Below are 25,439 nucleotides of genomic sequence, written 5' to 3'. Positions count from 1 at the left end.
TGACAACAAAACCTACTGAGCCAACAGTACCACTCTCGCCTCGTAAGGTCTTAATAATCCATCTTTGTGTTGTTTATAGTTTGAAATCAACTCTTTTCCATCTTCTGTGTTCTCGAATAAATCGCAGGCAACTTCCTTGTCTGTGAAGTTACAAGCAACGATCATTCTCTGATTTCCAAGGGTTCTTTCGTATGCATAGATCTCTTCACTTTCGTCCAAGAGACTTCCGAATTTACCATATACGATAATCTCATATTCTTTACGAAGAGCAATCAGCTTCTTATAGTAATGGAAGACGCTGTTTGGATCTTTCCTCTCATCTTCTGCATTGATCAGCATATAATTTGGATTCACCTTAAGCCATGGAGTTCCGGTGGTGAATCCGGCATTTGGACTCTTATCCCACTGCATTGGAGTTCTGGCATTATCACGTCCGATATTCTTAATGCATTCCATCATCTCTTCTTCTGTGACCAGACCGTTTTCTGTCAGTTCATAAAATGCATTGATGGTCTCGATATCTCTGTAATCTTCCAGATTATCATAATATGCATTGGTCATACCCAGTTCCTCTCCCTGGAATACATATGGAGTACCTTTCATCATATGCAGGCAGGTAGCAAGCATTTTTGCAGAAACTACACGGAACATCGGGCTGTCATTTCCAAATCTGGACACGGCCCTTGGCTGATCATGATTATCCAGATACAGACTGTTCCATGCCTTTCCTTCGAATTCAATCTGCCATTTATTCAACGTATCTTTTAATTCTCTTAACGGAACCTTTTTGTTAGTCCATTTTCCAACGATTGTTTCACCCAGCGATACATGTTCAAAATGAAAGACCATATTTAATTCGTTGGTATCTTCACCGGCATACTGCATTGCATGATCAATTTTGGTATTCAACGCCTCTCCCACCGTCATAATATCATACTTTTGAAGTACCTTCTGATTCATTTCTTTCAGATACTCATGAATTCTTGGTCCATCACATACGAACGGCTGATGATTGCCATATAAGCCGTCATCGACTGTTCCATCCGGGAATGACTGATCCTTTGATATCATGTTAATGACATCCATACGGAATCCATCAATGCCCTTCTCGCACCACCAGGTCATCATATCATAGACTTCTTCTCTGACCTTTTCATTTTCCCAGTTCAGATCTGGCTGCTTTTTGGAGAAGCAATGCAGATAATACATATCCGTTGCCTCATCGTACTGCCATGCGGAGCCACCGAAATTAGATCCCCAGTTATTTGGTTCTTTGCCATCTTTTCCTTCTTTCCAGATATAATAATCACGGTATGGATTGTCTTTTGATTTTCTGCTTTCTACAAACCATGCATGTTCATCAGATGTATGGTTTACCACCAGATCCATAACAATCTTAATACCACGTTTATGAGCTTCCTGAAGCATCCGGTCGAAATCATCCATGGTTCCGAATTCTTTCATGATCGCACGATAATCTGAGATATCATATCCATTGTCATCATTCGGGGACTGATATACCGGAGAAAGCCAGATAACGTCTATGCCAAGTTCTTTCAGATAATCCAGATGTTCTGTAATTCCGTTCAAATCTCCGATTCCATCTCCATTACTGTCCGCAAAACTTCTCGGATAAATCTGATAAATAACACTCTCTTTCCACCACTGTTTCATACTCTTTTCCTCCTACAGACTATATTTTTCTATCACATCTTTTTCTAGCTTCAAACTGCTTGCAGCAACAAAATCATCCAATTGCTCTGGCCGGGAGACAGCTGCCACCGGCAATGTCTGGAACGGCTGATTCGTAAGCCATGCAATGGAAAGAGCATATAATGATGCCCCTGTCTCTTTCCGTAATTTGCACAATGTCTGATACATCTCCAGATTATCCTGGTTCATATAAGCTTTTTTCATATCTTCCTCCATCTTCAACTTTCGGTCTAGTTTATCAAAAAAGCCATGGGCACTGGAAGAAAACGGAATAATCGGCATCTTGCTGCGCTTATGCCATTGATAATAATCTGAATCCATCAACACAAGTGACGGATCCTGATTCATATTTCCTCCCGGATTCACTCTAGCCATACTCCACTGATTTGACACAGCAGTAAATCCCTGGAATCCCTTTTCTTCTGCATATGATACAGCCTGCTCTATTCGATATTGCTTATAATTTGAAGCACCATAATATCGAATCTTCCCCTCTTTTACAAGCGTTTCCATAATATCGACGATCTCTGTAATATCTACAGATTCATCATCTCTGTGAAGCCAGTAAAAATCAATATGATCAACTCCCAATGTCTGAAGACTTTCCTCCAGATCTGCACGAATTGTCTCTTCTCTTACTCTGGAGATTTCCGGTGCTTTAAAATCGTAATGACCTCCCTTGGTAGCGATGACAATCTTATTATAAGCCTTTCGATCCCGCAGCCAACTCCCAAGATACTGTTCACTGCAATTACCAAGTTCTTCAATCCATTTACAATATACATTGGCAGAATCAATAAAATTGCCACCTGCCGCAACATAAGTATCAAGAACCTCATAAGCCTGCTCTTTCGTCAATTTCTCACCAAAATTAGCTGTTCCGAGGCAGACATTACTGAGCTCCAGATCTGTTCCTTTTAAAATTAATTTCTTCATCATCTTCCTACCCTCATCCATACCTGCATCTCTCCATCACTACGATTATTCCACAGGAAATACGGCACAGCAGTTATCGTGATCTCTTCTCTTTCTTCATGATATACATGATAAAGGGATTCTTCATCTGTCTGAGATTGTTCACGCCATCCCCTTCCTTCGAGAATCAAGCTCTTTCCTCCCAGAGTTCCTTCTGTTACCTTCCAATCACTCTTGGCATCTACTAAGATCTGGTTCAGATATTTCCCATTATCTGCTTCTTCCAGACAATATACTACTGGTCCACATACTAACGCGGCACGGCCGCCATTATAATGAATCTTACGATTAGCCTGCACCAGTTTCGGCTCCATTTTAAGTTCCAGGGTAATCTGATGATTACCTTTCCAGTTTCTTTTTATTTGTACATAACCATTTTTTTCTGCACAGATATCCTGGCAGACACCATCCACACAGATACTATACTTGTCTTCACTCCACGTTGGAATACGCAATGCGACTGTCATCGGCTCTTCAGTATCCGCATTGATTTCAAGTACCACTTTCCCACTCCACGGATAATCCGTTGTCTGTCTGATGCGCAACGTATTACCGGTCAATTGAATCTCCGACTCATTTCCTATATATAAATGGACATAAGCAGTATCTTCATCTGCAGTGTAAATATACTGCCACAGACTCGCTATTGTACGAGCAATATTCGGAGGGCAGCATGCACAGGAAAACCATTTCTGGCGAACCGGCTTCACATGATTACGCTCTGTATTGCCAAGACAAGTCTCTGGGACAACTTCCAATGGATTTACATAGAAAAATCTGTTTCCTTCATAATTCATACCACCAAGAATTGTATTATAAAGTGCCTGCTCCATCACATCTCCATATGTTCTGTCCACTTCATTTTTCAGCATCTTCTGTGCAAAAAACACTAGTCCAATGGACGCGCACGTCTCCGAATAATTCGTATCATTCGGAAGATCATATGCCACCGTGAATGCTTCTCCGGAATGAGTTGCGCCGATTCCTCCAGTAATATACAACTGTTTTTTTACAATGTTATTCCATATATTTTTACAGGCATCAAAAAGCTCTTTTTCCTTTGTTCTGGATGCAATATCAGCCATCGCGGTATACATATAGACACCTCGCACCGCATGTCCGACCGCTTCCTTCTGCTTACGCACCGGCAGATGGAACTGATTATAATAACTATAAGGGAACTGATTGTACCAGCGATTTGGCTCCTCTACCTTGGCCTGTGTCCATTGGCAGACATGATCACGCTTCTCAAATTCTTCCTCAAAAAACTGATTCGTACCTCTGGTGTCAATAAAATACTGTGCCAGTTCAAAATACTTCTCATTGCCAGTTACATCATATAACTTTAACAAAGCAATCTCTATCTCCTGATGTCCCGGATAACCGTGCAGCTTTCCTTCTTCTTTTCCAAACATCTCATAGAGATAATCCGCAAGTTTTACCGCCACATCAAACACCTTTTTCTTGCCGGTCGCAAGATAATAGGAAACAGCTCCTTCGATAAAATGTCCTGCACAGTATAACTCATGACACTCCAATATATTGGTCCATTTTTTCTCCGGTGCTTCAATCAGAAAGTAGGTGTCAAGATATCCGCTTTCATCCTGTGCTCTTGCAATAATATCAATCACACTGTCCGCCTGTGCTTCCAGTTTTTCATCCCTGGAAAGCATTAATATATTACCAACAGCTTCCAGCCATTTTGATACATCGCTGTCCTGAAATACTTCGCCATAAAAATGTCCCTCTATATCCCCGGCAGCAATACGGAAATTGTCGATTGCATGACTCGGTTCCGCATCCTCAATACGGTCATTTAATATCTCCCACTGATAGGGAATGACTTTATCTCTCACCAAATCTATATAATAACTCCAAAATGAGTCTTTGATATCACATTCATCTTTCTTGAGCAAACGATATTCGCCCATGTCTAAAACCCCCTTCTTGCTTGCATTTCACACTATCTTTTAGTATAATACCTCTCATACAAAGGAGGTATTTTTATGAGTATTTTTAATATGGACGGCCCGGTATTCCGTTTCTTAAATAAGATGGCAGATCTTTGCATATTAAATCTGATATTCTTACTCTGCTGTCTCCCGATTATCACAATCGGTGCTTCTGTAACTGCATTGTATTCTGTAACACTTAAAATGTCCCGTGATCAGGAAGGATATATTGCACGCAGCTTTTTCAAAGCTTTTAAAGCTAATTTTAAACAGGCAACTTCTATCTGGATACCGTCTCTTCTTCTGTTATTTATCATGCTTGCAGATATACGTATCTACAGTTCTTCAAATGCGGGAAAATACCAGCCACTTTTGATCGGAGCATATTTGATATTTACATTAATTGCTTTTATGCTTTCCTTCGCCTTTCCTGTTCTGGCAAAATTTAAGAACACAACTGGTAATATCATTAAGAATGCCTTTTTAATGGGAGTCGGAAGCTTTCAGTGGACACTTTGTATCTTGGTCATCCTGATCGTTCCAACCGTTCTGACACTGATGATTCCAGCAAGTCTCAGTTTTATCTATATGCTCTGGCTGTTATTTGGTTTTGCTCTGATTACATTATGCACATCCTACATTTTTGATTATAAGATCTTTCCGAAGTATATAAGAGAAGAGCCTTCCGAGTCTTCCGAAGAAGACTCGGATTCTCCTGATATGACAGAGAATTAAAGCTCAATTACTACTTCTTTACTTTCCGGTGTTAATACGATACCTTTTTCTGTGGTCTCTGCTTTTGCACCGGAAATATTTTTTGCTTCTTTTACATTGACAAGAAGATATGTCATACCTTCTGTGATCTCAGATACAGTAACTGTAATCTTATTTCCAGTTCTAGAAGCCTTCGCTGTTAAAACAATATTTCCCTTCAGATCCGTGATCTCACAGTCAGCTTCACATCCATCTTTCAATGCATAGAGTTGCAACTGTACATCCTTTGTATAATCATAGTCCGGACGGTCTTCCTCTGCACCCATGGCAAGGAGTGTATTCTCTCTTACGTATACCGGCAGTGAGAAGTAATCGTATGTATCATTCTGCCATGTGCCGCCTTCTCTTGTCTCTCCAGATAACAGATGTGTCCATGTTCCCTTTGGAAGGTAATAGTCAACATTGCCATCTTCACGGAAGATTGGTGCAACAAGAATACTGTCACCAAGCATATACTGCATATCCAGATATCTGACTGCCGGATCATTATCGAATTCCAGAACCATCGGTCTCATAGATGGTACACCAGTCTCATGTGAGTTTACTGCAATACGATAAATATATGGCATCAGCCTTGCTTTCAGTTTTGTAAATGCACGGCATACATCAACGGATTCTTCATCAAACAACCATGGTACTCTATAACTCTTTGATCCATGTAATCTGCTGTGTGTAGATAACAGACCGAACTGCAGCCAACGTTTATATACATCAGGAGTTGCTGTCATCTCAAATCCACCCATGTCGTGGCTCCAGAATGAGAATCCGGATAGTACGAAGGAAAGTCCTCCACGAAGGCTTTCTGCCATAGATGGATAGGTTGCTGAGCAGTCGCCACCCCAGTGAATCGGGAACTGCTGTCCGCCAACAGTAGCACTTCTTGCGAAAAGAACTGCCTCGCCTTCTCCACGCTCCTGCTCCAGAAGCTTGAATACACATCTGTTGTAAAGATTCGTATAATAGTTATGCATGCTCTTCGGATCTGAACCGTCAAAGTACTTCACATCAATTGGAATTCTTTCACCAAAATCAGTCTTGAAGCAGTCAACTCCCATATCCAGCAATGTCTTCAATTTTCCAGTATACCATGCAACTGCATCAGGATTAGTGAAGTCTACAAGACCCATTCCCGGCTGCCAGTTATCAATCTGCTTAATACCTTTTCCGTCAGCTCTCTGCACCAGATATCCCTTTTCCATTCCTTCACGGAAGAATGCGGTTCCCTGTGCAATATATGGATTAATCCATACACAGATCTTAAGTCCTTTCTTCTTATAGCGGTCAAGCATACCCTTTACATCTGGGAAGGTTCTTTCATCCCACTCAAAATCACACCAGTGGAATTCCTTCATCCAGAAACAATCAAAGTGGAATACACGAAGCGGAATATCACGCTCTGCCATTCCATTGATGAAAGAACTTGTGGTTTCTTCATCATAATTTGTGGTAAATGATGTTGTAAGCCACAGGCCAAAAGACCAGGCCGGTGGAAGTGCTGGCTTACCTGTAAGATCTGTATAAGTCTCCAGTACATTCTTCATGGTCTTTCCATAGATAATATGATAACGGATTTCTTCTCCCTCTACAGAAAATCCGACATTTTCAACTTTTTCACTTGCAATCTCGAAAGAAACATTGTCACTGTGATCTACATATACCCCATAATTTTTGCTTGTCACATAGAAAGGAACGTTTTTATAAGAAATCTGTGAAGAAGTTCCTCCGTCTTCATTCCAGCAATCTACAACCTGCCCATTCTTAACAAAAGCTGTAAAGCGCTCGCCAAGACCATATACACATTCTCCTGCATCAAGAGAAAGCTCTGTCATCATATATGGTTTATAATCAGCTGCCATATAATTGTCTTCTGGAAATTTTGTCAATGTCTTTCTGTCATACTGCATATATCCAAGGTTACGGAAACCAATACTTGTCAGTACCTTTCCATCTGCCTCAAATGTTACTTTAAAATCTTCACGGTTAACCCTTACTGCCACATTTCCTGCTGTCATTACCGCTTCTTTTTCATTAATCTCTACTTCTGTATCCTGATAATCTTCAAATAGTTCATAACGTGGCTCTTTTTTATCATATCCTTCATAATGATAACTTCTCACGCTGATAATATCTTTTCTGATAGACGTAAATTCTGTTGTAATCGTAGATACATCCAATGCCCCTGCACGATCAGTAATCACTCTTGTCGGAGCTACAACTTTCATACCATGTGGTATTTTTTCTACAATAAACGCCTGTGCGGCATGTAGTGCATTTGCTCTTTCATTTTTCTCCCAATAACCTTCTGTAAATTTCATATTAGGCCTCCTAAATAAACTATTTTGTTTAGAAACAAAATTCCTTATAGTATAAAAAAACAGGGGAAAGCAAAGCTTTCCCCCCTAAAGCAAATTTGATAATTTATTTAATTATTGCTTTTGATTAGTTTCCAGAGCCGTCGATTTCAACCCATTTTTCTTCGATTGTCTTCATCGTCTCTTCTCTTGTAGCCTGTCCGCCTACATATGCCTGCATAGCTTCACCAAATGCAGTATGGAAGCTGTCTGTTGAGTAGATAACTCCAAGTGGAGCACTTCCTTTTTCTTCTACAGATGCATTACCCTGATTGATTACAGCATAATCAGATTCACCATCTACTTCGATTGGAGGAACAACGCCTGCAACGTCTGTGAACCAAGCTTTGCCATAATCAGATGTATACCACCAGTTGATGAAATCAAGAACTGCATCTAAGTTCTCAGAATCTTTGCTGATACGAAGAGCCTGGTCAGAACCTGTGATAACCTGGCAGTCTGCCGGATCATCAGATACTGGATAACCAGAGAATCCAATGTTGATATCTGGATTAATCTGTTTCACATCTTCTTCAACCCATGCGCCCTGTCCAATCATGATAGCAGCTTCGCCGTTTGCAAATGCAGCCTCTTCTGCACTCAGGTCAGATTCCAGAGGTTTAGCATCTCCGTTTTCTGTAACAAGATCAATAAAGTCAAAGTAGTTCTCAGCAATAATTGGATAATCTTCTAATTTTGCTTCACCATTTTCCATAGCTTCTACAAATGCTGGATAGTCTTCAACAGCAGCGCCTGCAAAGTGCTGGAAGATATGTTTGAATACCCACCACTCAGCATAACCATCTGTAAATGCTGTGATTCCTGCATCATTTAACTTAGCTACACAGTCTTCCAGTTCGGAAACTGTTTCTGGCATCTTCTCAACTCCTGCTTCTTCAAGAAGATCCATGTTGTAAAGTAATCCAAAGTAGTTACCTTTGATTGCGATACCATATACGCCTTCGCCGTTAGCATCTTTCATAGTATCTGCTACAGCTGGAAGCATTGAATCCATCAATGGCTGATCAGACAGATCATAAGAGTACTCTTTGTAAACTTCGATTTCTTTTCCTGATGTTGAAGAAAAGATATCCGGTGTATCACCAGAGTTTAATTTTGCCTTTAACAGTGTCGGGTAATCATTCTGAGTTGTCTCATAGTTGATTGTAACATCTGGCTCAACCGTCTTATACTCTTCAATCAGAGTATTGATAGCGTCAGCATACTCTGGCTGAGAAATGAACATGTAGATCTCTCCTGAGCTTCCGCTTCCGCCTTCGTCACTGCTGTCAGCTTCTTTTTTGCCGCCACAGCCTGCTAACATTGTAGCAACCATAGCAACACACAATAATGCGCTTACAAGTTTCTTTTTCATAATTTTCTCTCCTTTTCTTTTTTTATCCTTTAACAGCACCCGCAACAACACCTTCTACAATATACTTCTGCAGGAATATAAAGATAATGATAGAAGGTAATATTGTAAGTACCATCGCAGCCATCGCATAATGCCACTGTGTATTAAACTGTCCTACGAATGTATAAGCAGCCAATACAAGAGTCTTAGTCTCATTAGAGCTGTTAACCATCAATAATGGTAACAGGAAGTCATTCCAAATCCACATAACATCCAGTACAATTACTGTAAATGTTACTGACTTCAGCAATGGAAAGATAATAGAACGGAATGTTCTGAATGTTCCGGCACCATCAATAAATGCACTTTCATCGATCTCTTTTGGGATCGTTGCCATAAAGTTACTGTAAATAAATGCAGCCATCGGAATACCAAATCCCCAGTACTGAATACCAAGACCAACTCTGCTGTTAGAAAGATGAATTACATTCATAACCTTCAGCAATGTGATCATGATTGTCTGGAATGGAATCAACATAGGTGTTGTGATTAACAATGAAGCAACTGCTGTGTATTTATTCTTTCTTCTGTTTAAAATATAAGCGGCTGAAGAAGCAAATATAATAATACCAACAATACCAATCACTGTGATCATAACGTTGTTAAAGAACAACTTACCATACTGCATCTTATCAATAACGTATGAATAGTTCGCCCATTCAATCTTACTTGGTAACGCAATTACGTCTGATACGACTTCGCCAAATGGTTTTACAGAGTTAATAAACATAAGGAAAACAGGATAAATGTAGCAAACTGCTGCAACCGCCATAAGAATTGTAAGGAGGATTAATTTTAATTTCTTTTTCTGTGATAAACTCATTATAAATCAACCTCCCTGCTTTTCATAATCTTCATAGCCAGCTGTGTAAGTACCAGTACTATCACAAAGAATACCAGTGATTTTGCAGAACCCAGACCATAATTATTATTCTGGAATGCTTCACGATAAATATCAAGTGTAGCACTGTATGTAGATCCGCCAGGTCCACCTTTGGTCAATGCCAGGATAATATCAAATACCTTTAACGCGTTTGTCAGTGACATAAATACACATGTTGTGATAGAAGGACCAAGCAATGGAAGTGTTACTTTAAAGAATCTCTTCCATGATGTTGCGCCGTCTACTGTTGCCGCTTCAAGTACGTCTGTAGGTACTGCCTGAAGACCTGCAATATAGAGTACAATATAGAAGCCCAATGATTGCCATACACCAACCATTACTATTGCCACGAAAGCCAGATTACTTTCTCCCAGCCAGCTCCAATTGAGGAATCCCCATCCCGTCATTTCGAATAATACTTCGAATCCCTGGGAAAAGATGAATTTCCAAATGAAACCAACGATGATCATACTCATTATGTAAGGTACAAAGAACATACCTCTCATGAGGTTTGCAAATCTGATTTTCTGTACAAGAGCTACTGCAATCGCAAGTGCAAGTACATTAGAGAAAATCATAAAAAGTATCGTATACTTTCCTGTAAAGATCAGACTCTTTATAAATTCCGAAGAGCCGCTGAAAACCTTCTTAAAGTTATCGAGTCCGATAAATACTGGTTCCTTTGCTATACCATTCCATTCTGTCAATGAATAATAACCACTCATTACAAATGGAATGTAGATAGTAATCGTAACCAGAATAATTGCCGGAATTGTGTACAGGACACTCTCCCAGAACTGTTTCTTTTTACGTCCCATTCTAACGTATTCCTCCTCTCTTTGTTTCCTTTGTAACTCTATATCCAATTATACGAGTCAAGCCTTGGTGTGTCAATAGGTTTTTTAGCAAACCTAACTAAGATTTCGCTTTTTCATCCTCATTTTATATTCCTTTTGTATACAAAAATATTTATTTTTTTATTATTTTTTTACAAAAAAAGGCACTATTTCGAAGCATTTCGACCCGAAATAGTGTCACTTTTCACGAAATTTTATCAACTTTTCAGTTCAAAAACTCTTGCCGAAGGAACCGCCGGAAGCATCACTGTCAAGATGCCTGTCTGTGCATTCCAATGATAATCGCAATCGCTTTTCATCGGATATGCGCATCTAACTTCCACTTCTCTTCCTTTCAAATGAGCAATAGGAAGCTCCAGATATGATCCGCCGCCTCTGCGCCACACAGACAGATATGTAGCTCTCTCTCCCTTCAGTCCCAGGCTTACCCAGTCATCTGCAAAAGATGAGAAGCCAGTTGGCCAGAATGGAACTGAACATTTAATATCTGAACGGATCTCCTTATAATAATCAAGTCCTTCTTTAACTAAAGCCTTGCGTTCCGGTGCAATATCCACCATATGACCACTCTGATGCACACGCATCAGCATGGCATTGACCATATTGAAGACAGTCTCTTCTTCGTCGCCTTCTATTCTGGGATAAGACCATATCGCAGATTGTTCCATGGTAACACCAAGCGGGGAATTAGCCGCAATCGTTGCATAATTCAGGTATCCTTCCTGATCACTGGTAGACTGAATACTATGCCTCTGAAGCATCGCATAATCCATACGCAGTCCACCGCTGGAACAATTTTCAATAATCAATTGCGGATATTTTTCAAAAATTCCATCCAACCACTGAAGATATGCTCTTTCATGACCAAGCAGTCCATCTCCGACGCTATCCGCATCTATCTCGGTTCCCAGTCCGGGCTCAATATTGTAATCCATCTTAATATAACCAACACCATAGTCATTGACCAGACGATCTATCACTTGCGTTGCATGTTCTCTGACAGCCGGATGTCTGAAATCCAGCTGATATCTGCTTCTATCATATACTCTTTTTCCATGTCTGTGGAAAAAGCAGTCTTCCGGCATATCTTTTACCTTTGGACAATGGATTCCCATAACCTCAAGTTCCAACCATAGTCCGGGAATCATTCCTTTCGATCGAATATAATCAATGACCTCTTTGATACCATTCGGAAAACGCTTGTCAGACGGGAGCCACTCTCCCACCTCATCCCACCAGTATCCATCTGCATACCAGCCTGCATCAATACAATAATATTCACAACCGATTTCCGCTGCTGCATCAATCAAAGGAATCTCTTTTTCCGTTGTTGGTTCTGCCCACAGGCAATTCATATAATCATTAAAGATAACAGCAAGCTTCTCATTATCTTCATTCTCTCTTCTGATTCGACGGCGATATCTCGTAAGTTCCTCTGCCATCTCTTCATTTCCGCCAAGGACTGCTCCTACAGCGGCCGGTACAGATTCAAACTTTTCGCCCGGTTTCAGACACTTGAACCAATGAGACTGATTTTCTGTCGGGCCGGACAACTGAAGATACAGATGATTCGTCTGATCGCTGATCTCCCAATGCCAGGAACCATTCTGTTCAATCTGCCAGAATAGTCTGCTTCCAGTCTCCTCATTGGATACACATCCCATAGGAAGATATTCCTTTGCAGACCAGTTTCCGGTATTCGACACACCAAATGCTTTTGACGAACGAAGTGCCAGATCCGGCTGGGACTGCTCAATACCAAGCTGTGGCAATGTGTATTCCTTCCATTGCACTTCTCTCTGCCAGGAATTATGAATCACTGCCACTTTCATCTTCTGATCTCTCGGCAGAATTCCTTCTTTTTCAAGTCCATTTAGATTAAAAGAAGTCACATATTCCAGAATCTGTTCTTCTGTTCCTCGATTTTCAACAACACTATAGCATCTCGCCATAGCAATTCCATCGTAGAATTGAAAATGGCTTGTCACATAGATACCTGTCTCTTCATCACATGTAACAAATTCCAGCTTACGCCCATATGTGTTACGTTCATCCTTGTGTGAAACGTATTTCATACGATATCCCGGTGCTGTCACCGTATACTTAGAGCCATGTCTTTCTTCCGGACGGTCAAGTCCTGCAAGTTCTATCTCTACAAGCCGGAAGCCCGTCTTTTCGTAATCATCTCTGATAAGCTCTTCCTGAAATGGAAGCTGTGAAAAATGGAGAAACTTTACTTCGTTCTGATCCGTTATCTCAAACACCATATTCAGTCCATTCTCACTAATGTTAATTCTCTGCATTCATCTTATCCTTTCCATTAATAAAAACGCTGTCTCTCTCTATCAGGCAGGTATTAACCTTAATTTCTTTTTCTTCAATTATCTTTCCCTCAAGCAATGAAAGCATGACTTCTGCTGCGATCTCAGCTTTCCTTACACTGTCAATTTTAACAGTGGTTAGTTTAGGTACACTAAGTCTTGCAAACACATCATCGTCACATCCGACAATCGAAATATCTTCCGGAATCCGAATATTCTTTCTATTAAAATATCCCATTGCCTCTGCCGCATTAAAATCTGTGGAAAAGAAAAGTGCTGCATGATGCCCAATATACTTTTCTAATTCCTGGTATGTCGCAATCCTTTCTTCACAAGTCGTTCCCAGCATTACCTCTTCCAGTTCTGCCGTCTCACCAAGAGCTGATTTATATGCTTTCAACGCACCTTGATAGCGCCGGTAATCTGCACCTTTTTTCGCATTGGCGATATAAATAATCTTTCGGATATTTTTCTCTAACAAGTATTCAACAACTTTTTCTCCGCATACCTCATCTGTAGAAGTAATATTATAGCATCCTGTTGTGTAAGGGGTATCTACATCCATATCAATTGATACTACCGGTTTTCCTGTGATTTCTTTAATCTCCTGGTAATATTTGGGGGGCAGGGATATGGAAACCACTCCATCAACGTTCCATCCAAGAATCATTCTCATAACTTCTTGCATATTCTTCGAAGAGCATATCATAATATAATAGCCTTTCTCTCTGAACGCACTTTCCAGTGTACCAATAACAGTTCCGTAAAATGGTCTTTCATAGGGTGACCTCTCCACGAATTCAGGAGTACTGATCAATACTCCTATCATCTTAGACTTTCGGTTTGTCAAAGCATTCAGGCCAAATCTTGGCACATAATTTTTTTCCTCCAAAAGATCCTGAATCTTCTTGATCATTTCCGGTGAAACTTTTTTTGTTCTGCCGTGCAACACATTTGAGACCGTTGTTGCACTGACACCTGCTTCTTCTGCTATTTCCTTAATTGTAATCATCATTCTCTCTCCCCGACAAAAAACTACATTAATTATAGTACAAAAAATACTTCTTGGAAACATTTCTTGCAAACATTTTCATCAGTCGAGAAATATATCATCATGTACAGCAAACCAAAATACAAAGAGTTACGGGACGTTTTTTATTAGATAGAGTTACTGTTTGCTGCACCACTGCAGAAAACTGCTTTGGCATCTGACAAGTTCAGTATACTCTCACGGCATCTGAGCGCAAATGTAATATGGTGATATATTTTTGTACAATAGCGACTTTAAACTTGAGAGTTCTCCCACAATATGTTATAAACAATATAAGGGGGGGGAAAGACATGAATACATTTTTTTCTTTAAAAACCGATATTCTTCCACACGTTACTTATCTTGGGCAAACAGTTACACCTGATAACTGGAAGCATTTTCATCGAACAAATTCAGAATATATTCTGTATATTATTGCATCAGGGGAAATGTATCTAAAAGAAAATGGAACTGAATATCCATTAAAGCAAGGAGATATTCTGCTTCTCGAACCCGGCTGCAAACATGCAGGATATAAATTCGCAGGAAGCACTTATTACTTCGTACATTTCAATCCGTCAACTTTCGTAAAGCATGAAAATGCACCAAAAGAGGATATGCAAAACATCATCAAGACATCACTGTACCGTAATTACAATGAGTCCTCAATCTCCGAAGCCCACTATAACGATACGTCCATTATGATCCCTAAATACATGCATATAGAGAATTCGCAGGTATTTTCTCGAATTGTACAACAGGTGATATCTGCCATTCAAAAAGAACAGACTCGTCATATGTATTACAAATCACTTTCTTCCGGGCACATTGTGGAGATGCTGACTCTGTATTCCAGCACATGGATGTTCAACGCATATGGTCATTCACAGTCCAGTATCAGCACTTCTATGTATGACAAAATCAATGAACTGCTGGATTATCTGCATTCTTCCTACAACACCAAAATCACCAGCAGCTCTATTGAACAGCTTCTCTCTGTTAATTTTGATTATCTGAACCGCATCTTTAAGAAACAGACCGGAACTACCATATTCGCCTATCTGAATCAGCACAGACTGGAGCATGCAATGCAGCTGCTTCTGACAACAACTTTGTCGCTGAGTGAAATTGCAGAATTAACCGGCTTCTCAGATGAATATTACTTTAACCGGTTCTTCAAGAAGCGTGTCGGGATTACTCCTGCAAAATATAGAAAGGCGGGATAGTCCCTATTCCTGCTTGATCATACAGGATTCATCAACTTCAATCATTTATTGAAAATGTATAGAAGGAAGCGAAGACTACCACCCCATACCGGCAAGCCATGTTCCAACTCTGTCTTCTCTTTCCTTCCCATAAAGCATCTCTGCAAGTACCAGTTCCCCCTGGATTCTTCCGTCCAACAGATAGAGAATCCTGCCGCACCTTGCTGCAACCTTGCTGTCATGGGTCACTATAAGAATCGTCATACCTTCCCGGTTCAGTCTACAGAACTCTCCCATAACCTCCTGACTTGCACTCTGATTCAATGCCCCTGTAGGTTCGTCTGCATACAAGATCTTCGGTTGATTCATGAGGCTTCGACAGATACATGCTCTCTGAAGCTGTCCGCCGGATACCTCATGGATCCTGCGGTCTGCAAGCTCACAGATTCCCATTTTTTCCAGCAGCAGTTTTGCTCTCTTCTCTGCTTCCTTTTCAGAGTGTTTTCCTCTCCGGAGACGAGTTGCCGGCAGCATGATATTATCGATCAGATTCAGATTCTTTAACATATTCATCTGCTGAAAGACAAAACCCATTTTCTCCAGGCGAAGTTGTGCCCTTTCATCCTCAGATAGCAAGCCTATCTGTGTTCCGTCAAGCCACACTTCCCCACTATCAAAGCTGTCCATCCCGGATATCTGATAAAGCAAGGTTGATTTTCCAGATCCTGATGGCCCCATGATTGCTACCATTTCTCCATCTTTTATCGTAAAATCTACATCCTTTAGAATTCCATTTTTGCATAAGCCCTTTACAGTTAATATTTCTGGCATGATTCTCTACTCCTTTCCAACACAACACTCATAAGCCTTGATATATTTCACCTCTGACAATCCAATTAAGATCGCACACAGAACTGCAGCCACTGTAAAGCCAGGAATGCATCCACAGACAATCCAAGGGTCAATCTGAAAATGAAATCCTGTCGCTCCCAGAGACTTTAACAATATGCCGGCCACATATTCACCCAGCAGATTCCCGAACAGAACCCCTGCCACAATTCCAATGAACACCACCGGTATATAATGAATGACATAAGATGTTCGGATTACCCTGGCAGCAATTCCAATCGCTTTTTGTAAAGAAATATCATAGCGGTCTCTTGCTATGAAAAGTCGGGTAAATAATATTACCACCACAACAATCACAAGAATTGCCATCAGTATTGCCACCCTTGCTGCCATGCGCACTTCCCGGATCGTCTGTCCATAAGTATCTTCCACTTATTCCTGGATATCCACGGTCTGTGCACTAATACCCTGAGCCGATGCAATATCCGTATATTCCAGGATCCAGGATTCCTTCTCTACTTGATCTTCCAATGACACATAACAGATGCCCCACATCAGTTCTCCCTCTTTTGGAAGAACGGCCACCTTCGCTGTCTTTCCCCCATTGGTGATATCCGAATAGATGCCACAGATCCGATATTCCCATTTATCATCTTCCACAGACAAAGCAAGCATGTCTCCTACAGACATTCCCAATTCCTCTGCGCAAAGATAAGATAATGCAATCTCCCCTTTTTTCCGTGGTGCTGCCCCTTCTGCATAAGTCACCGGGAATATCGTATGATCTCCCTGTTCCACATTCAGACTCTCGGAAGATCCATCTGGCAAAGTGATCCGGTAAGAGCTTGTCTTTAGAGTGACAAATCGTTTCACCCTCTCATCTTCAGATAAGATTCTCTCTATTTGCTCTGTTTTTCCGGCAATATCGTCTGTCTGTCGTATATCCATACGGATATCTGCATCTCCGATTCCCATATAAGTTACAAAAGCAGAAGAAGAAATGGTACTTAGCAGATTCTGAGGCAATATCATCAGAAATACTCCTAATCCAATCACCAGTACTACGATCAGATTTTGTCCGATCTTTCGCCTTTCCTGCTGTCCGATCAAAGCTTCCACAGCAGATAATCTTTCTATATGTTTTAAAGTTCTTCTGATTGAAAAGAGAATGATTCCTTCTGTCAATAGTATCCCTGTAGAAGCAACCAAAAGTGGAATAACTGTATGTTGGGATGGCCCGTATAACTCTTGCATATGAGACGATACCACCTTTTCTGTCAGAGCTGCAAAAGCCAGCCCCGTCACAGCTCCCAGTCCTGATAAGCCAAGAAATTTTATAAAATAAATCCGTCGGATATCTCTTTTCGAAATTCCAATTGCCTTCAACATTCCAATCTCTTTTCGGTCTTTCTCCAACTGTGTAAGCAGTGTAAAACGAATACAAAGAACAGCAATCAAGACTAGCACAACACTGGCAAGAAGTATGACCAGAATCATCAGTCCATCCGAAAGTGCATTCATCATAAGGATCAAAGGTCTTGTAATTGCCGGACCGTTTGCCGGTAATCCTGCATCCGTATATTCTGTTGCAAAGACTCCCACATCTGCTCCATCTTCCAAAAGAAATTCAATCAGATATTCTTCACTTCCTTTTTCTGTAATCGCATATAATCCACTTCACTCACAAGAAAACGTTTCGAAGATGCCATCTTAGAATTCATCTGTGAATCTCTGAGAAAACCTACAATCTCAAAAGAAGTATCTCCAATCTCCACTCTGTCACCCGTGTGAAGATTATATTCTTGGCGATAACAGACCGGAACATAGATCTCGCCGTCAGAGGCTTCCATCACCTGGTTCTCAAGATCCAGCAGAAAATCAAACTTTTCGCTCTGTACACATACACCATTATCCTGTGTACTGTCACTCAAAGACTGGCCGTTTAAAAAAATAGTTCCGTTTTCCAGATTTAGAAAGCGTAACACCTGAAACGCATGGACATCCGGATTCGTTTCTGCAAACCGGATCAGCTCTTCTTCCGAAATCTCTCCTGTATGCATCTGAAGAAAATCCGGTGTCTGCGCCTCTTCCATGAGTGTATTTACAGAACCCAGCAGGGTGACAGATAAAAAGCAGGTTAGTCCGAACAAGAACGCACTGGCAGCCATAAAGACCCATGTCGTAACAGAAAGTAATCGATTTCCCATAATATCATTCCATATCATTCTTTTTCTCATAACACATTCCTCCTTCTGCCTGCATACCGGCATCTTCCAGCAGACGTACATCCCTGACCGGATATATGGCTAATGCCAGAATACTAAGCATCACCCCCGATATCATGATAACGGCTGCGGCTCCTCGTCCTACACCAATGTTCATCTGCTCTCCAATTCCATCCGCAAGGATCCCGGCGATTCCATAAGCGACTACATATCCGATCTGTGAAAGGAATCCGATCAGGCCCCAGGCTCTTCCTTGCAGCTCATCTTCGATATTCGTGCGCACAAGATAATCCAGACAATTATTGGCGAATGGAAGCATAGCGAAAAACAAGAATCCTGACCCACAGATCAGATAGATATTTTCTTTTATTCCAAAAATTACCATTGAAATCCCTGCAATTACCAGAGAAGCGGACAATACTTTGACATATCCTTTTCTTATTCCACATATTCCCAGAAACAGACTGGAAACCAGCATACCGCTGGCACAGACAGTCTCTCCAACTCCTAATGTTGCACTGTCTGCAAAATCCAGAATTAAGGGTTCTGCCAGAATCTGAAAAGCACCCATAAAACAAGTCATGACAGAAGCCACAAAAATCAAGATCAGAACACCTCTTTTCTCTGCAACTGCTTTCCATCCTATTTTAAGCTCCTCAAAAAACGGAGCCCGATTCTCTATAACTGTTCTTTCGATTGCCCTGCGTACCACTCCAGTACAAATCACCGTCAAAAAGAACGTACAGATATCAATCATTAATAAAATCCGAATGTCCGATACTGCCAGAAGTGCACCGGCAAGAATTGGGAAGATGAGGTATCGTGCACTCCCGGCAAGCCCTACAAGTCCGCTGGCTCTGGAATATTCTCCGGCATCCAGAAGATCTGTGATTGTTGCCCTGTAAGAAGGTTCCAAAAGTGATGAAAAGATTGAACTTATTGCTACTCCGATACAGATTTCCGTAAGACTTGCTCCGCCTCTTTGTATGCAGAAGAAGATATACAAAATTCCAAACGCAGAACATCCGTCACCTATCATCATAAGAAGTCTCCTATCGTACCGGTCCGCCAGCACACCGGCAGGTACACTTAAAATCAATGTCGGCAGAAAGGCATGCAAGGTAACAATCGCCATCGACGCTGCACTTTTCGTCTGTTGAAATACATAGACTCCCAGGCCGAAACTGGTAAGCCCTCCCCCGATAGATGACACCAATTCTCCTGCCCACAATAATAAGAATCGCTTAAAATTACTTTTCTTTTCCATTTGAAATTCCTTTCTTTATTTCCCTTTACAGACCGACAGTCTGTCTATATAGATTTAAAAAAGAAGGAGAACTCACATAATATGCTCTCCTAAAAAACTTTCCTTATGGTATCTTGAAGGCTTCCTTCTTCCATTCCCATCAGGCGTTCCATATTATATATAAAACCATCAATCTTCTGCTCTCTTTTCTCCTGACTTAAGCCTTCCATGTTAAGCTCATCAAATGCGGTATTGGCGTAAATCAGGGTCATCTCTACGACCTCTCCGGGATAATCTGTATGACAGATTCCCTGACGCACACCCTCTTCAACCAGTTCAGTAAACAAAGGGGTAATCCCGTCCAGAAGCTGCTGCTGCATCTTCTGATGCATAAGTGCATTCTGCGGACGATGCACCTGTTCCATTACTTCATGACCAATCTCCGATTCCACATTCAATGCCAATATCGCCTTCGTCAGCCGTTCCAAAACAGGCAGCTCTGTGTCTCGGATCACCTTTCCCGCATCTGACATCAGACGATTGGATATCCGCTCAATGACACCGTCCAGGATCTCTTCTTTTGATTTAAAATGATAATAAAGCGTACCTCTGGCAATGCCCACTGCCTCCAGAATATCATTCGTACTGGTATGGTCAAATCCTTTGGTACCAAACAGCTTTTCAGCTGCGTCCAGAATCTCTTCTTTTCTTTCCTCTGCTTCCTTCACTATCCGCATATGACTTCTTCTCTCCTACAGCCTAAGAACCGACTATCTGTCGGTTCTTAGTATACACAGGAAAACTGGATTTGTCAATCTCGTATATATCTCGCAGTAATCGTCTGTCCCTCTTCCATCATCCGAGCAGGTGTCCCTGTAAAAACGACTTCACCTCCCAGTGTTCCTCCATCCGGCCCGATATCAATGATATAGTCTGCCATCTTCATGACATCCGTATTGTGCTCAATGACAATCACGGTATTGCCACGCCGGATCATGCAATCAAATAATGCCATAAGTTTCTGAATATCTGAGGCATGAAGTCCAGTCGTCGGTTCATCCAGCACATAGACATTTCCCTTACCGCGCAGTTCCTTTGCCAGTTTCACTCTCTGGCGTTCTCCTCCGCTTAACGTTGACAATGGCTGCCCAAGCGACAGATAAGGAAGCCCTACTTCTAAAAGTGCTTCCAGCTGTTTACGGATCTTCACATGATCTGCAAAAAATTCTGCTGCATCCTCCACACTCATATCCAGCACTTCTACGATATTTTTCTCTTTATACCTGCAATTCAGCGCCTCATCACTATAGCGCTTTCCCCCACAGCTTTCGCAGACTGTCGTTACCGGATCCATGAATACAAGCTCTGTAGTGATTGTTCCTCTTCCTTTGCATGCAGGACACGCTCCTTTACTGTTGAATGAGAACAGCCCCACATCCTTCTGGCAGGCTTTTGCAAATACTCTGCGGATCTCATCAAAAAAACCAAGATAAGTACAGGCGGTAGACCTGCCGGTCGCAGTAATTGCACTTTGATCAACTAATACCACCTGTTCTTTATATCGCTTTGCAAAAACATCCCGGATCAGTGAGGATTTGCCAGAACCCGCGACCCCGGTCACGACCGTGAGTACTCCAAGCGGAATATCCACATCCACATGCTTCAGATTGTGAACAGACGCGTCACGTATTGGCAGCCATCCGGTTGGTTCCTTTGGATTGATCTTCACAGGAATCTTCTCTTTCATAGCATCTCCTGTTAATATTCCAGATAAAAGCAATGCTTCATAGCTTCCCTGGAATAAGATCTGTCCTCCTGCTTTTCCTGCAAGAGGCCCGACATCAATCACCTCATCTGCAATACGGATGATATCCTTATCATGTTCTACCACAAGAACTGTATTTTCCTTATCTCTGAGGCTCTTAAGCAGCCGGATCATACGATGCACATCCCGCGGATGCATCCCCGTACTTGGCTCGTCAAAGATATAGATCATGCCGGTCAGTGAGCTTCCCATATAACGAACCAGTTTTAACCGCTGCGCCTCCCCACCGGATAAGGTAGAAGATTCCCGGTTCATACTAAGATATGGCAACCCTATGTCGATCATACGCCCCAGGGCATCTGTAAGTGATCTTACAATGGATTCTGCTCTTGGATCTGTAATCTTCTTTAATTCCTCATAAAGCTGTGAAAACTCCATCTCACACATATCAGCAATATTATATCCGTTAATACGACAGGACAATGCCTCTGGATTCAATCTGGCTCCTTTACAGTCTGGACATACGATCTCATCCATGAATTGATTAATCTTTCTCAGGGTATAGTCATTCTGTTCTTCAGGTCCCTTCATCAGACACAATCGTTTAAATTGATTGTAGACACCTTCCAGCTTTTTATCGATTCGTTCTCCATCTTTTGTACGGCTGCCGTATAATAGAATATTCTGCTCTTCCTCGGTAAGTTCTTTCCATTTCTTATTAACATCAAACAAATCTGGTCTGCGATACAACTTCCAGTAATATTTTCCCGGTCCGAAAGCCGGCAGATGAAAGATGCCTTCATCATAGGTCTTTTCTTCATTGATCAGCTTATGGATATCCAGTTCCATGATCTTTCCGATACCGGCACAGGTCTTGCACATTCCGTTCGGATTATTAAAAGAAAAGTACGATGCCGGGCCGATATTGGGCATTCCGATTCGGGAAAATAAAAGCCGCAGTGACGCATACATGTCACTGATCGTTCCCACTGTAGACCGGGCGTTTCCGCCCAGCCTGCTCTGGTCGATCACAACAGAAGGATTCAGGTTATCAATATATTCTACATTCGGTTTCTCATATTTGGGAAGTCTGCCTCTGATCCATGCTGTATATGTCTCATTCATCTGCCGCTGGCTCTCTGCGGCAATCGTGTCGAACACGATGCTGGATTTGCCGGAACCAGACACACCGGTGAATACTACAATCTTTTTCTTCGGAATCTCCAGTGATATATTTTTCAGATTGTTCTGTCTCAACCCTTTTATTAAAATATGATCTGTTTTCATTTTACTCTCCTGTCTTTTTTACCGGAATCTGTATTTCTGAGAGCCAGTCATTTTCTGTATCCTTATTCCAGACACCATCAATATATTTTTCACGGATATTTCCACAGATTTCGTATCCATTTTCTTCAATATACTGTAGAATCACTGCATAAGTATGCGGAAATTCATTATAAGAGCCTTTATGATAGATACAGGCCGCCTGTTTTAATGCCGTGATCCGCTGCAGGACAGCCATCTGATCCAGATGACTATTTACTTCCTTTTCTTCACAGATATGTTCTTTCTGCATTCTCATAATAAATAATTCCTCCTTCGACTTGTTCTGGAATTATTGTACAGTCTCCCCATATGGGGAGAGTCAAGGCCCTTCTTTATCTTTTATGAATCATATTATCCCTTTCTTTTTCCTGCAAGCAGTACATTCATTGCCACATAGATCACTATGGCAATCACAATGGCACTGATCAGGATCACATACATATTGCTTAACGCTACTTTATCACCAAAAAAGTATAGATTACAATCTACGCTGTCACGGATAGCTTCCACTATTTCATCCGGAAATCCCTGATTTCCCATTTCTTCAAACACTCCTCGCAAAGCATGGTTACGCAACAGGCTGGTTCCGTATGTACCCGGCAGAAAAGAAATCACTTTCTGCAGCCCTTCCGAAAATTGAGAGATTGGCATATAGGCACCACAGACAAATCCATATCCTGCACTAACGATTGTTCCTACTGCAGAAGCCTGCCCCTGGGTAGACAGTGGGAAATTCACACAGGAAGACAGTGCTGTACCAAATAGTACCAGTAAAACCACATCCAAAAACAGCTTCGCAATATCACCAGCAGTCAGATACCATCCCACATATGACAGATACCCCAGACATACACCTGTAGCAATAAAACAGATCAGCATCGTGGAAATCAAAGTAGACAGATAATAACTCAGAGCCAGCGTGCTGGGTCTTACAGGTGCGATCGTTATATCTCTTCTGGCACCGGTGATCTTATCCTGCACCATAAGAAGGTTAGAACAAAATGCTACTGTCACACAGCTCACAGCCAGCAGGGATGAGACCAGTTCTCCACCGACACAGCCGCCGATCAGTTTATCGGACACAGTAGCTCCTGCCGCTTCTATGGCACTGCGGAATGTGTCCTCATAGACATTGCTCAAGAATGTGCCATACAGCACCAAAAGAATCAAAGGCGTGATCAGAGAAGTAAAAAACATCCCTTTATCTTTAAAATATAATTTAATATTACGCTTTACAAGTGCGCCAATTCCGGTCATCATTTCTCTCCACCCCCGATCAGCTTCTTGCCCGTCACGGCAAGAAATACATCATCCATCTTCCCTTTTGTAATCTCATAATCCTTGAAAAGTTCCGGATACTGTAAAATCAGCTTTGTTGCTTCGGCTGTATTCGGTACAGATATCCGATAAGCATCACGGATAGCCTCATAAGGAGCTCCTATCTCTTTGATCTGCGATTCTTGTATACCATATATCGTGATAAAATCCCCAGTATATGTATTTTTCAATGTCAGTGGCGTTCCCTCAGCAACAATCTTCCCGCTGTCCAGAATCACTACATAATCTGCATCTGCAGCCTCTTCCATATAATGAGTCGTAAGAAACACTGTCATTCCCTCATTCTTTCGAAGATCTCCAACAACTTTCCATAAAATATTTCTCGTCTGGGGATCAAGACCTGTCGTAGGCTCATCCAGGATTAATATCTTCGGTCTGTGAATCAATGCCCGAGCTATATCGACTCTTCGCCTTTGACCGCCAGAGAGCTTACCTACCGTACGCTTCAGCAGATTCTCAAATTCCAGAAGCTTTGCAAGCTCTGCCAGACGTTCTTTAAAATCCTTTCCGGTAATTCCGTACAAAGCCGCTCGGCTCTGCAGATTATCCCATACAGAGAGATCTTTATCCAGAACAGAATTTTGGAATACCACACCCAGACTGCGTTTAATACTGTCCGGATCAGTGTCCAGATCAGTGCCGCCAATATATACACTACCTGTATCCTTGGAAAGCTGCCCACACATGATATTAATTGTAGTGGATTTACCCGCTCCATTAACGCCAAGAAATGCAAATAATTCTCCATCTCTGACTTGAAAGCTTAGATCCTGTACCGCTTTTACTTCCACAAAGGTCTTGTTTAGATGACTGATTTCGATAATATTTTTCATTATATCTCTCCTTCCGGGCGGCGTGGAATAATAATAGCTGCAATAATATAAGCAAGGAAACCGCTTCCACCCATAGCGCAGAATAACACCCATCCAAGTCGAATCAGAGTGGGATCAATACCGAAATACTCTGCAATTCCTGCACATACACCGTCTATTATCTTATTTTGATTTGATTTATATAGTCTATCGTTCATCATTTTCATATCATTGCTCCTTCCTGGACATGCTTCTCATGTCTATACCAATATTATAAGAAATATTTTGATTATCCGATAGACATATTTTTCAGGTGAATGTGTCAGTTTTATAGGGAGAGGAATTTAGATTAGTTAGTTGGTAATTGGGAGGTGTACGGCGAGAGGATGGATGGGATGGTTGC

Annotated in this window: 22 protein-coding genes; 2 read left to right on the top strand and 20 right to left on the bottom strand. The window is 41.4% G+C overall.

The annotated features are described in order from the left end of the window. Nucleotides 1–12: 12 nt before the first annotated feature. The 3 genes from ACQRD1_RS05485 to ACQRD1_RS05475 are packed head-to-tail and all read right to left on the bottom strand — an operon-like array spanning nt 13 to nt 4,619. Nucleotides 13–1,674: a glycoside hydrolase family 13 protein gene (locus ACQRD1_RS05485; RefSeq protein ID WP_235233099.1), complete on the bottom strand. Its 1,662-nt coding sequence runs from the start codon at nt 1,672–1,674 to the stop codon at nt 13–15. A 12-nt stretch (nt 1,675–1,686) separates the two neighbouring features. Continuing rightward, nucleotides 1,687–2,652: an aldo/keto reductase gene (locus ACQRD1_RS05480; protein WP_235233098.1), complete on the bottom strand. Its 966-nt coding sequence runs from the start codon at nt 2,650–2,652 to the stop codon at nt 1,687–1,689. Further along, nucleotides 2,649–4,619, bottom strand: coding sequence for a glycoside hydrolase family 127 protein (locus tag ACQRD1_RS05475; protein ID WP_235233097.1), 1,971 nt, complete (start codon nt 4,617–4,619; stop codon nt 2,649–2,651). The genes ACQRD1_RS05480 and ACQRD1_RS05475 overlap by 4 nt, the downstream gene beginning before the upstream one ends. A gap of 75 nt (nt 4,620–4,694) precedes the next feature. On the opposite strand from ACQRD1_RS05475, the gene ACQRD1_RS05470 reads away from it, so the two are divergent. Further along, the gene (locus ACQRD1_RS05470; protein WP_235233096.1) at nt 4,695–5,375 is read left to right on the top strand and encodes a YesL family protein; all 681 of its coding nucleotides are present in this window, start codon (nt 4,695–4,697) and stop codon (nt 5,373–5,375) included. Here ACQRD1_RS05470 and yicI read toward each other — a convergent pair. The 6 genes from yicI to ACQRD1_RS05440 all read right to left on the bottom strand — a co-directional run bounded on the left by yicI (nt 5,372) and on the right by ACQRD1_RS05440 (nt 14,255). After that, nucleotides 5,372–7,729, bottom strand: coding sequence for an alpha-xylosidase (gene yicI / locus ACQRD1_RS05465; RefSeq protein WP_235233095.1), 2,358 nt, complete (start codon nt 7,727–7,729; stop codon nt 5,372–5,374). The two genes, ACQRD1_RS05470 and yicI, sit on opposite strands and share 4 nt — an antisense overlap. A gap of 124 nt (nt 7,730–7,853) precedes the next feature. Beyond that, nucleotides 7,854–9,140 (bottom strand): ABC transporter substrate-binding protein, encoded by a 1,287-nt coding sequence (locus tag ACQRD1_RS05460; RefSeq protein ID WP_235233094.1) that lies wholly within the window; start codon nt 9,138–9,140, stop codon nt 7,854–7,856. Between the two features lie 22 nt (nt 9,141–9,162). After that, nucleotides 9,163–10,002, bottom strand: a complete 840-nt coding sequence (locus ACQRD1_RS05455; RefSeq protein WP_235233093.1) for a carbohydrate ABC transporter permease — start codon at nt 10,000–10,002, stop codon at nt 9,163–9,165. Further along, a complete protein-coding gene (locus tag ACQRD1_RS05450) occupies nt 10,002–10,880 on the bottom strand; it encodes a carbohydrate ABC transporter permease (RefSeq protein ID WP_235233092.1) in 879 nt (292 codons plus the stop codon). Before ACQRD1_RS05450 ends, ACQRD1_RS05455 begins: the two co-directional genes overlap by 1 nt. Before the next feature lie 236 nt (nt 10,881–11,116). Next, a complete protein-coding gene (locus tag ACQRD1_RS05445) occupies nt 11,117–13,222 on the bottom strand; it encodes a glycoside hydrolase family 36 protein (protein WP_235233091.1) in 2,106 nt (701 codons plus the stop codon). Next, complete coding sequence (locus ACQRD1_RS05440) at nt 13,209–14,255, bottom strand: LacI family DNA-binding transcriptional regulator (protein WP_235233090.1); 1,047 nt, start codon at nt 14,253–14,255, stop codon at nt 13,209–13,211. Before ACQRD1_RS05440 ends, ACQRD1_RS05445 begins: the two co-directional genes overlap by 14 nt. Before the next feature lie 326 nt (nt 14,256–14,581). On the opposite strand from ACQRD1_RS05440, the gene ACQRD1_RS05435 reads away from it, so the two are divergent. Then, on the top strand, nt 14,582–15,496 hold the full coding sequence (locus tag ACQRD1_RS05435; RefSeq protein ID WP_235233089.1) for an AraC family transcriptional regulator: 915 nt from the start codon (nt 14,582–14,584) through the stop codon (nt 15,494–15,496). Nucleotides 15,497–15,571: 75 nt separating this feature from the next. Here the strand turns inward: ACQRD1_RS05435 and ACQRD1_RS05430 are convergent, their stop codons facing one another. The 11 genes from ACQRD1_RS05430 to ACQRD1_RS05380 all read right to left on the bottom strand — a co-directional run bounded on the left by ACQRD1_RS05430 (nt 15,572) and on the right by ACQRD1_RS05380 (nt 25,257). Next, on the bottom strand, nt 15,572–16,306 hold the full coding sequence (locus ACQRD1_RS05430; RefSeq protein ID WP_235233088.1) for an ABC transporter ATP-binding protein: 735 nt from the start codon (nt 16,304–16,306) through the stop codon (nt 15,572–15,574). Nucleotides 16,307–16,312: 6 nt separating this feature from the next. After that, a complete protein-coding gene (locus tag ACQRD1_RS05425; protein WP_235233087.1) occupies nt 16,313–16,756 on the bottom strand; it encodes an FtsX-like permease family protein in 444 nt (147 codons plus the stop codon). Further along, complete coding sequence (locus ACQRD1_RS05420) at nt 16,757–17,944, bottom strand: FtsX-like permease family protein (protein ID WP_235233086.1); 1,188 nt, start codon at nt 17,942–17,944, stop codon at nt 16,757–16,759. 11 nt (nt 17,945–17,955) lie between these two features. Continuing rightward, nucleotides 17,956–18,561, bottom strand: coding sequence for a hypothetical protein (locus tag ACQRD1_RS05415; RefSeq protein WP_235233085.1), 606 nt, complete (start codon nt 18,559–18,561; stop codon nt 17,956–17,958). Next, nucleotides 18,536–19,816 (bottom strand): MFS transporter, encoded by a 1,281-nt coding sequence (locus ACQRD1_RS05410; protein WP_235233084.1) that lies wholly within the window; start codon nt 19,814–19,816, stop codon nt 18,536–18,538. The genes ACQRD1_RS05415 and ACQRD1_RS05410 overlap by 26 nt, the downstream gene beginning before the upstream one ends. Nucleotides 19,817–19,905: 89 nt before the next feature. Continuing rightward, nucleotides 19,906–20,532: a TetR/AcrR family transcriptional regulator gene (locus ACQRD1_RS05405; RefSeq protein WP_235233083.1), complete on the bottom strand. Its 627-nt coding sequence runs from the start codon at nt 20,530–20,532 to the stop codon at nt 19,906–19,908. 74 nt (nt 20,533–20,606) lie between these two features. After that, complete coding sequence (locus ACQRD1_RS05400) at nt 20,607–22,847, bottom strand: ATP-binding cassette domain-containing protein (protein WP_427786997.1); 2,241 nt, start codon at nt 22,845–22,847, stop codon at nt 20,607–20,609. Nucleotide 22,848: 1 nt separating this feature from the next. After that, nucleotides 22,849–23,142, bottom strand: coding sequence for a GyrI-like domain-containing protein (locus ACQRD1_RS05395; protein ID WP_235233081.1), 294 nt, complete (start codon nt 23,140–23,142; stop codon nt 22,849–22,851). A gap of 95 nt (nt 23,143–23,237) precedes the next feature. Next, the gene (locus ACQRD1_RS05390; RefSeq protein WP_328282607.1) at nt 23,238–24,146 is read right to left on the bottom strand and encodes an ABC transporter permease; all 909 of its coding nucleotides are present in this window, start codon (nt 24,144–24,146) and stop codon (nt 23,238–23,240) included. After that, a complete protein-coding gene (locus ACQRD1_RS05385; RefSeq protein ID WP_235233080.1) occupies nt 24,143–25,057 on the bottom strand; it encodes an ABC transporter ATP-binding protein in 915 nt (304 codons plus the stop codon). The genes ACQRD1_RS05390 and ACQRD1_RS05385 overlap by 4 nt, the downstream gene beginning before the upstream one ends. Next, nucleotides 25,057–25,257, bottom strand: a complete 201-nt coding sequence (locus ACQRD1_RS05380) for a PspC domain-containing protein (RefSeq protein ID WP_235233122.1) — start codon at nt 25,255–25,257, stop codon at nt 25,057–25,059. The genes ACQRD1_RS05385 and ACQRD1_RS05380 overlap by 1 nt, the downstream gene beginning before the upstream one ends. Nucleotides 25,258–25,439: the final 182 nt, after the last annotated feature.

The sequence above is a fragment of the Bariatricus sp. SGI.019 genome, from assembly GCF_050315235.1.
Lineage (GTDB): Bacteria > Bacillota > Clostridia > Lachnospirales > Lachnospiraceae > JAFBIX01.
This window is presented reverse-complemented; position numbering and strand designations above follow the sequence as displayed.

Coding starts and splice junctions, on each gene's coding strand:
- ACQRD1_RS05485 (WP_235233099.1), bottom strand. CDS start 1,674: ATGAAACAGTGGTGGAAAGAGAGTGTTATTTATCAGATTTATCCGAGA.
- ACQRD1_RS05480 (WP_235233098.1), bottom strand. CDS start 2,652: ATGATGAAGAAATTAATTTTAAAAGGAACAGATCTGGAGCTCAGTAAT.
- ACQRD1_RS05475 (WP_235233097.1), bottom strand. CDS start 4,619: ATGGGCGAATATCGTTTGCTCAAGAAAGATGAATGTGATATCAAAGAC.
- ACQRD1_RS05470 (WP_235233096.1), top strand. CDS start 4,695: ATGAGTATTTTTAATATGGACGGCCCGGTATTCCGTTTCTTAAATAAG.
- yicI (WP_235233095.1), bottom strand. CDS start 7,729: ATGAAATTTACAGAAGGTTATTGGGAGAAAAATGAAAGAGCAAATGCA.
- ACQRD1_RS05460 (WP_235233094.1), bottom strand. CDS start 9,140: ATGAAAAAGAAACTTGTAAGCGCATTATTGTGTGTTGCTATGGTTGCT.
- ACQRD1_RS05455 (WP_235233093.1), bottom strand. CDS start 10,002: ATGAGTTTATCACAGAAAAAGAAATTAAAATTAATCCTCCTTACAATT.
- ACQRD1_RS05450 (WP_235233092.1), bottom strand. CDS start 10,880: ATGGGACGTAAAAAGAAACAGTTCTGGGAGAGTGTCCTGTACACAATT.
- ACQRD1_RS05445 (WP_235233091.1), bottom strand. CDS start 13,222: ATGCAGAGAATTAACATTAGTGAGAATGGACTGAATATGGTGTTTGAG.
- ACQRD1_RS05440 (WP_235233090.1), bottom strand. CDS start 14,255: ATGATGATTACAATTAAGGAAATAGCAGAAGAAGCAGGTGTCAGTGCA.
- ACQRD1_RS05435 (WP_235233089.1), top strand. CDS start 14,582: ATGAATACATTTTTTTCTTTAAAAACCGATATTCTTCCACACGTTACT.
- ACQRD1_RS05430 (WP_235233088.1), bottom strand. CDS start 16,306: ATGCCAGAAATATTAACTGTAAAGGGCTTATGCAAAAATGGAATTCTA.
- ACQRD1_RS05415 (WP_235233085.1), bottom strand. CDS start 18,561: ATGAGAAAAAGAATGATATGGAATGATATTATGGGAAATCGATTACTT.
- ACQRD1_RS05410 (WP_235233084.1), bottom strand. CDS start 19,816: ATGGAAAAGAAAAGTAATTTTAAGCGATTCTTATTATTGTGGGCAGGA.
- ACQRD1_RS05405 (WP_235233083.1), bottom strand. CDS start 20,532: ATGCGGATAGTGAAGGAAGCAGAGGAAAGAAAAGAAGAGATTCTGGAC.
- ACQRD1_RS05400 (WP_427786997.1), bottom strand. CDS start 22,847: ATGAAAACAGATCATATTTTAATAAAAGGGTTGAGACAGAACAATCTG.
- ACQRD1_RS05395 (WP_235233081.1), bottom strand. CDS start 23,142: ATGAGAATGCAGAAAGAACATATCTGTGAAGAAAAGGAAGTAAATAGT.
- ACQRD1_RS05390 (WP_328282607.1), bottom strand. CDS start 24,146: ATGATGACCGGAATTGGCGCACTTGTAAAGCGTAATATTAAATTATAT.
- ACQRD1_RS05385 (WP_235233080.1), bottom strand. CDS start 25,057: ATGAAAAATATTATCGAAATCAGTCATCTAAACAAGACCTTTGTGGAA.
- ACQRD1_RS05380 (WP_235233122.1), bottom strand. CDS start 25,257: ATGATGAACGATAGACTATATAAATCAAATCAAAATAAGATAATAGAC.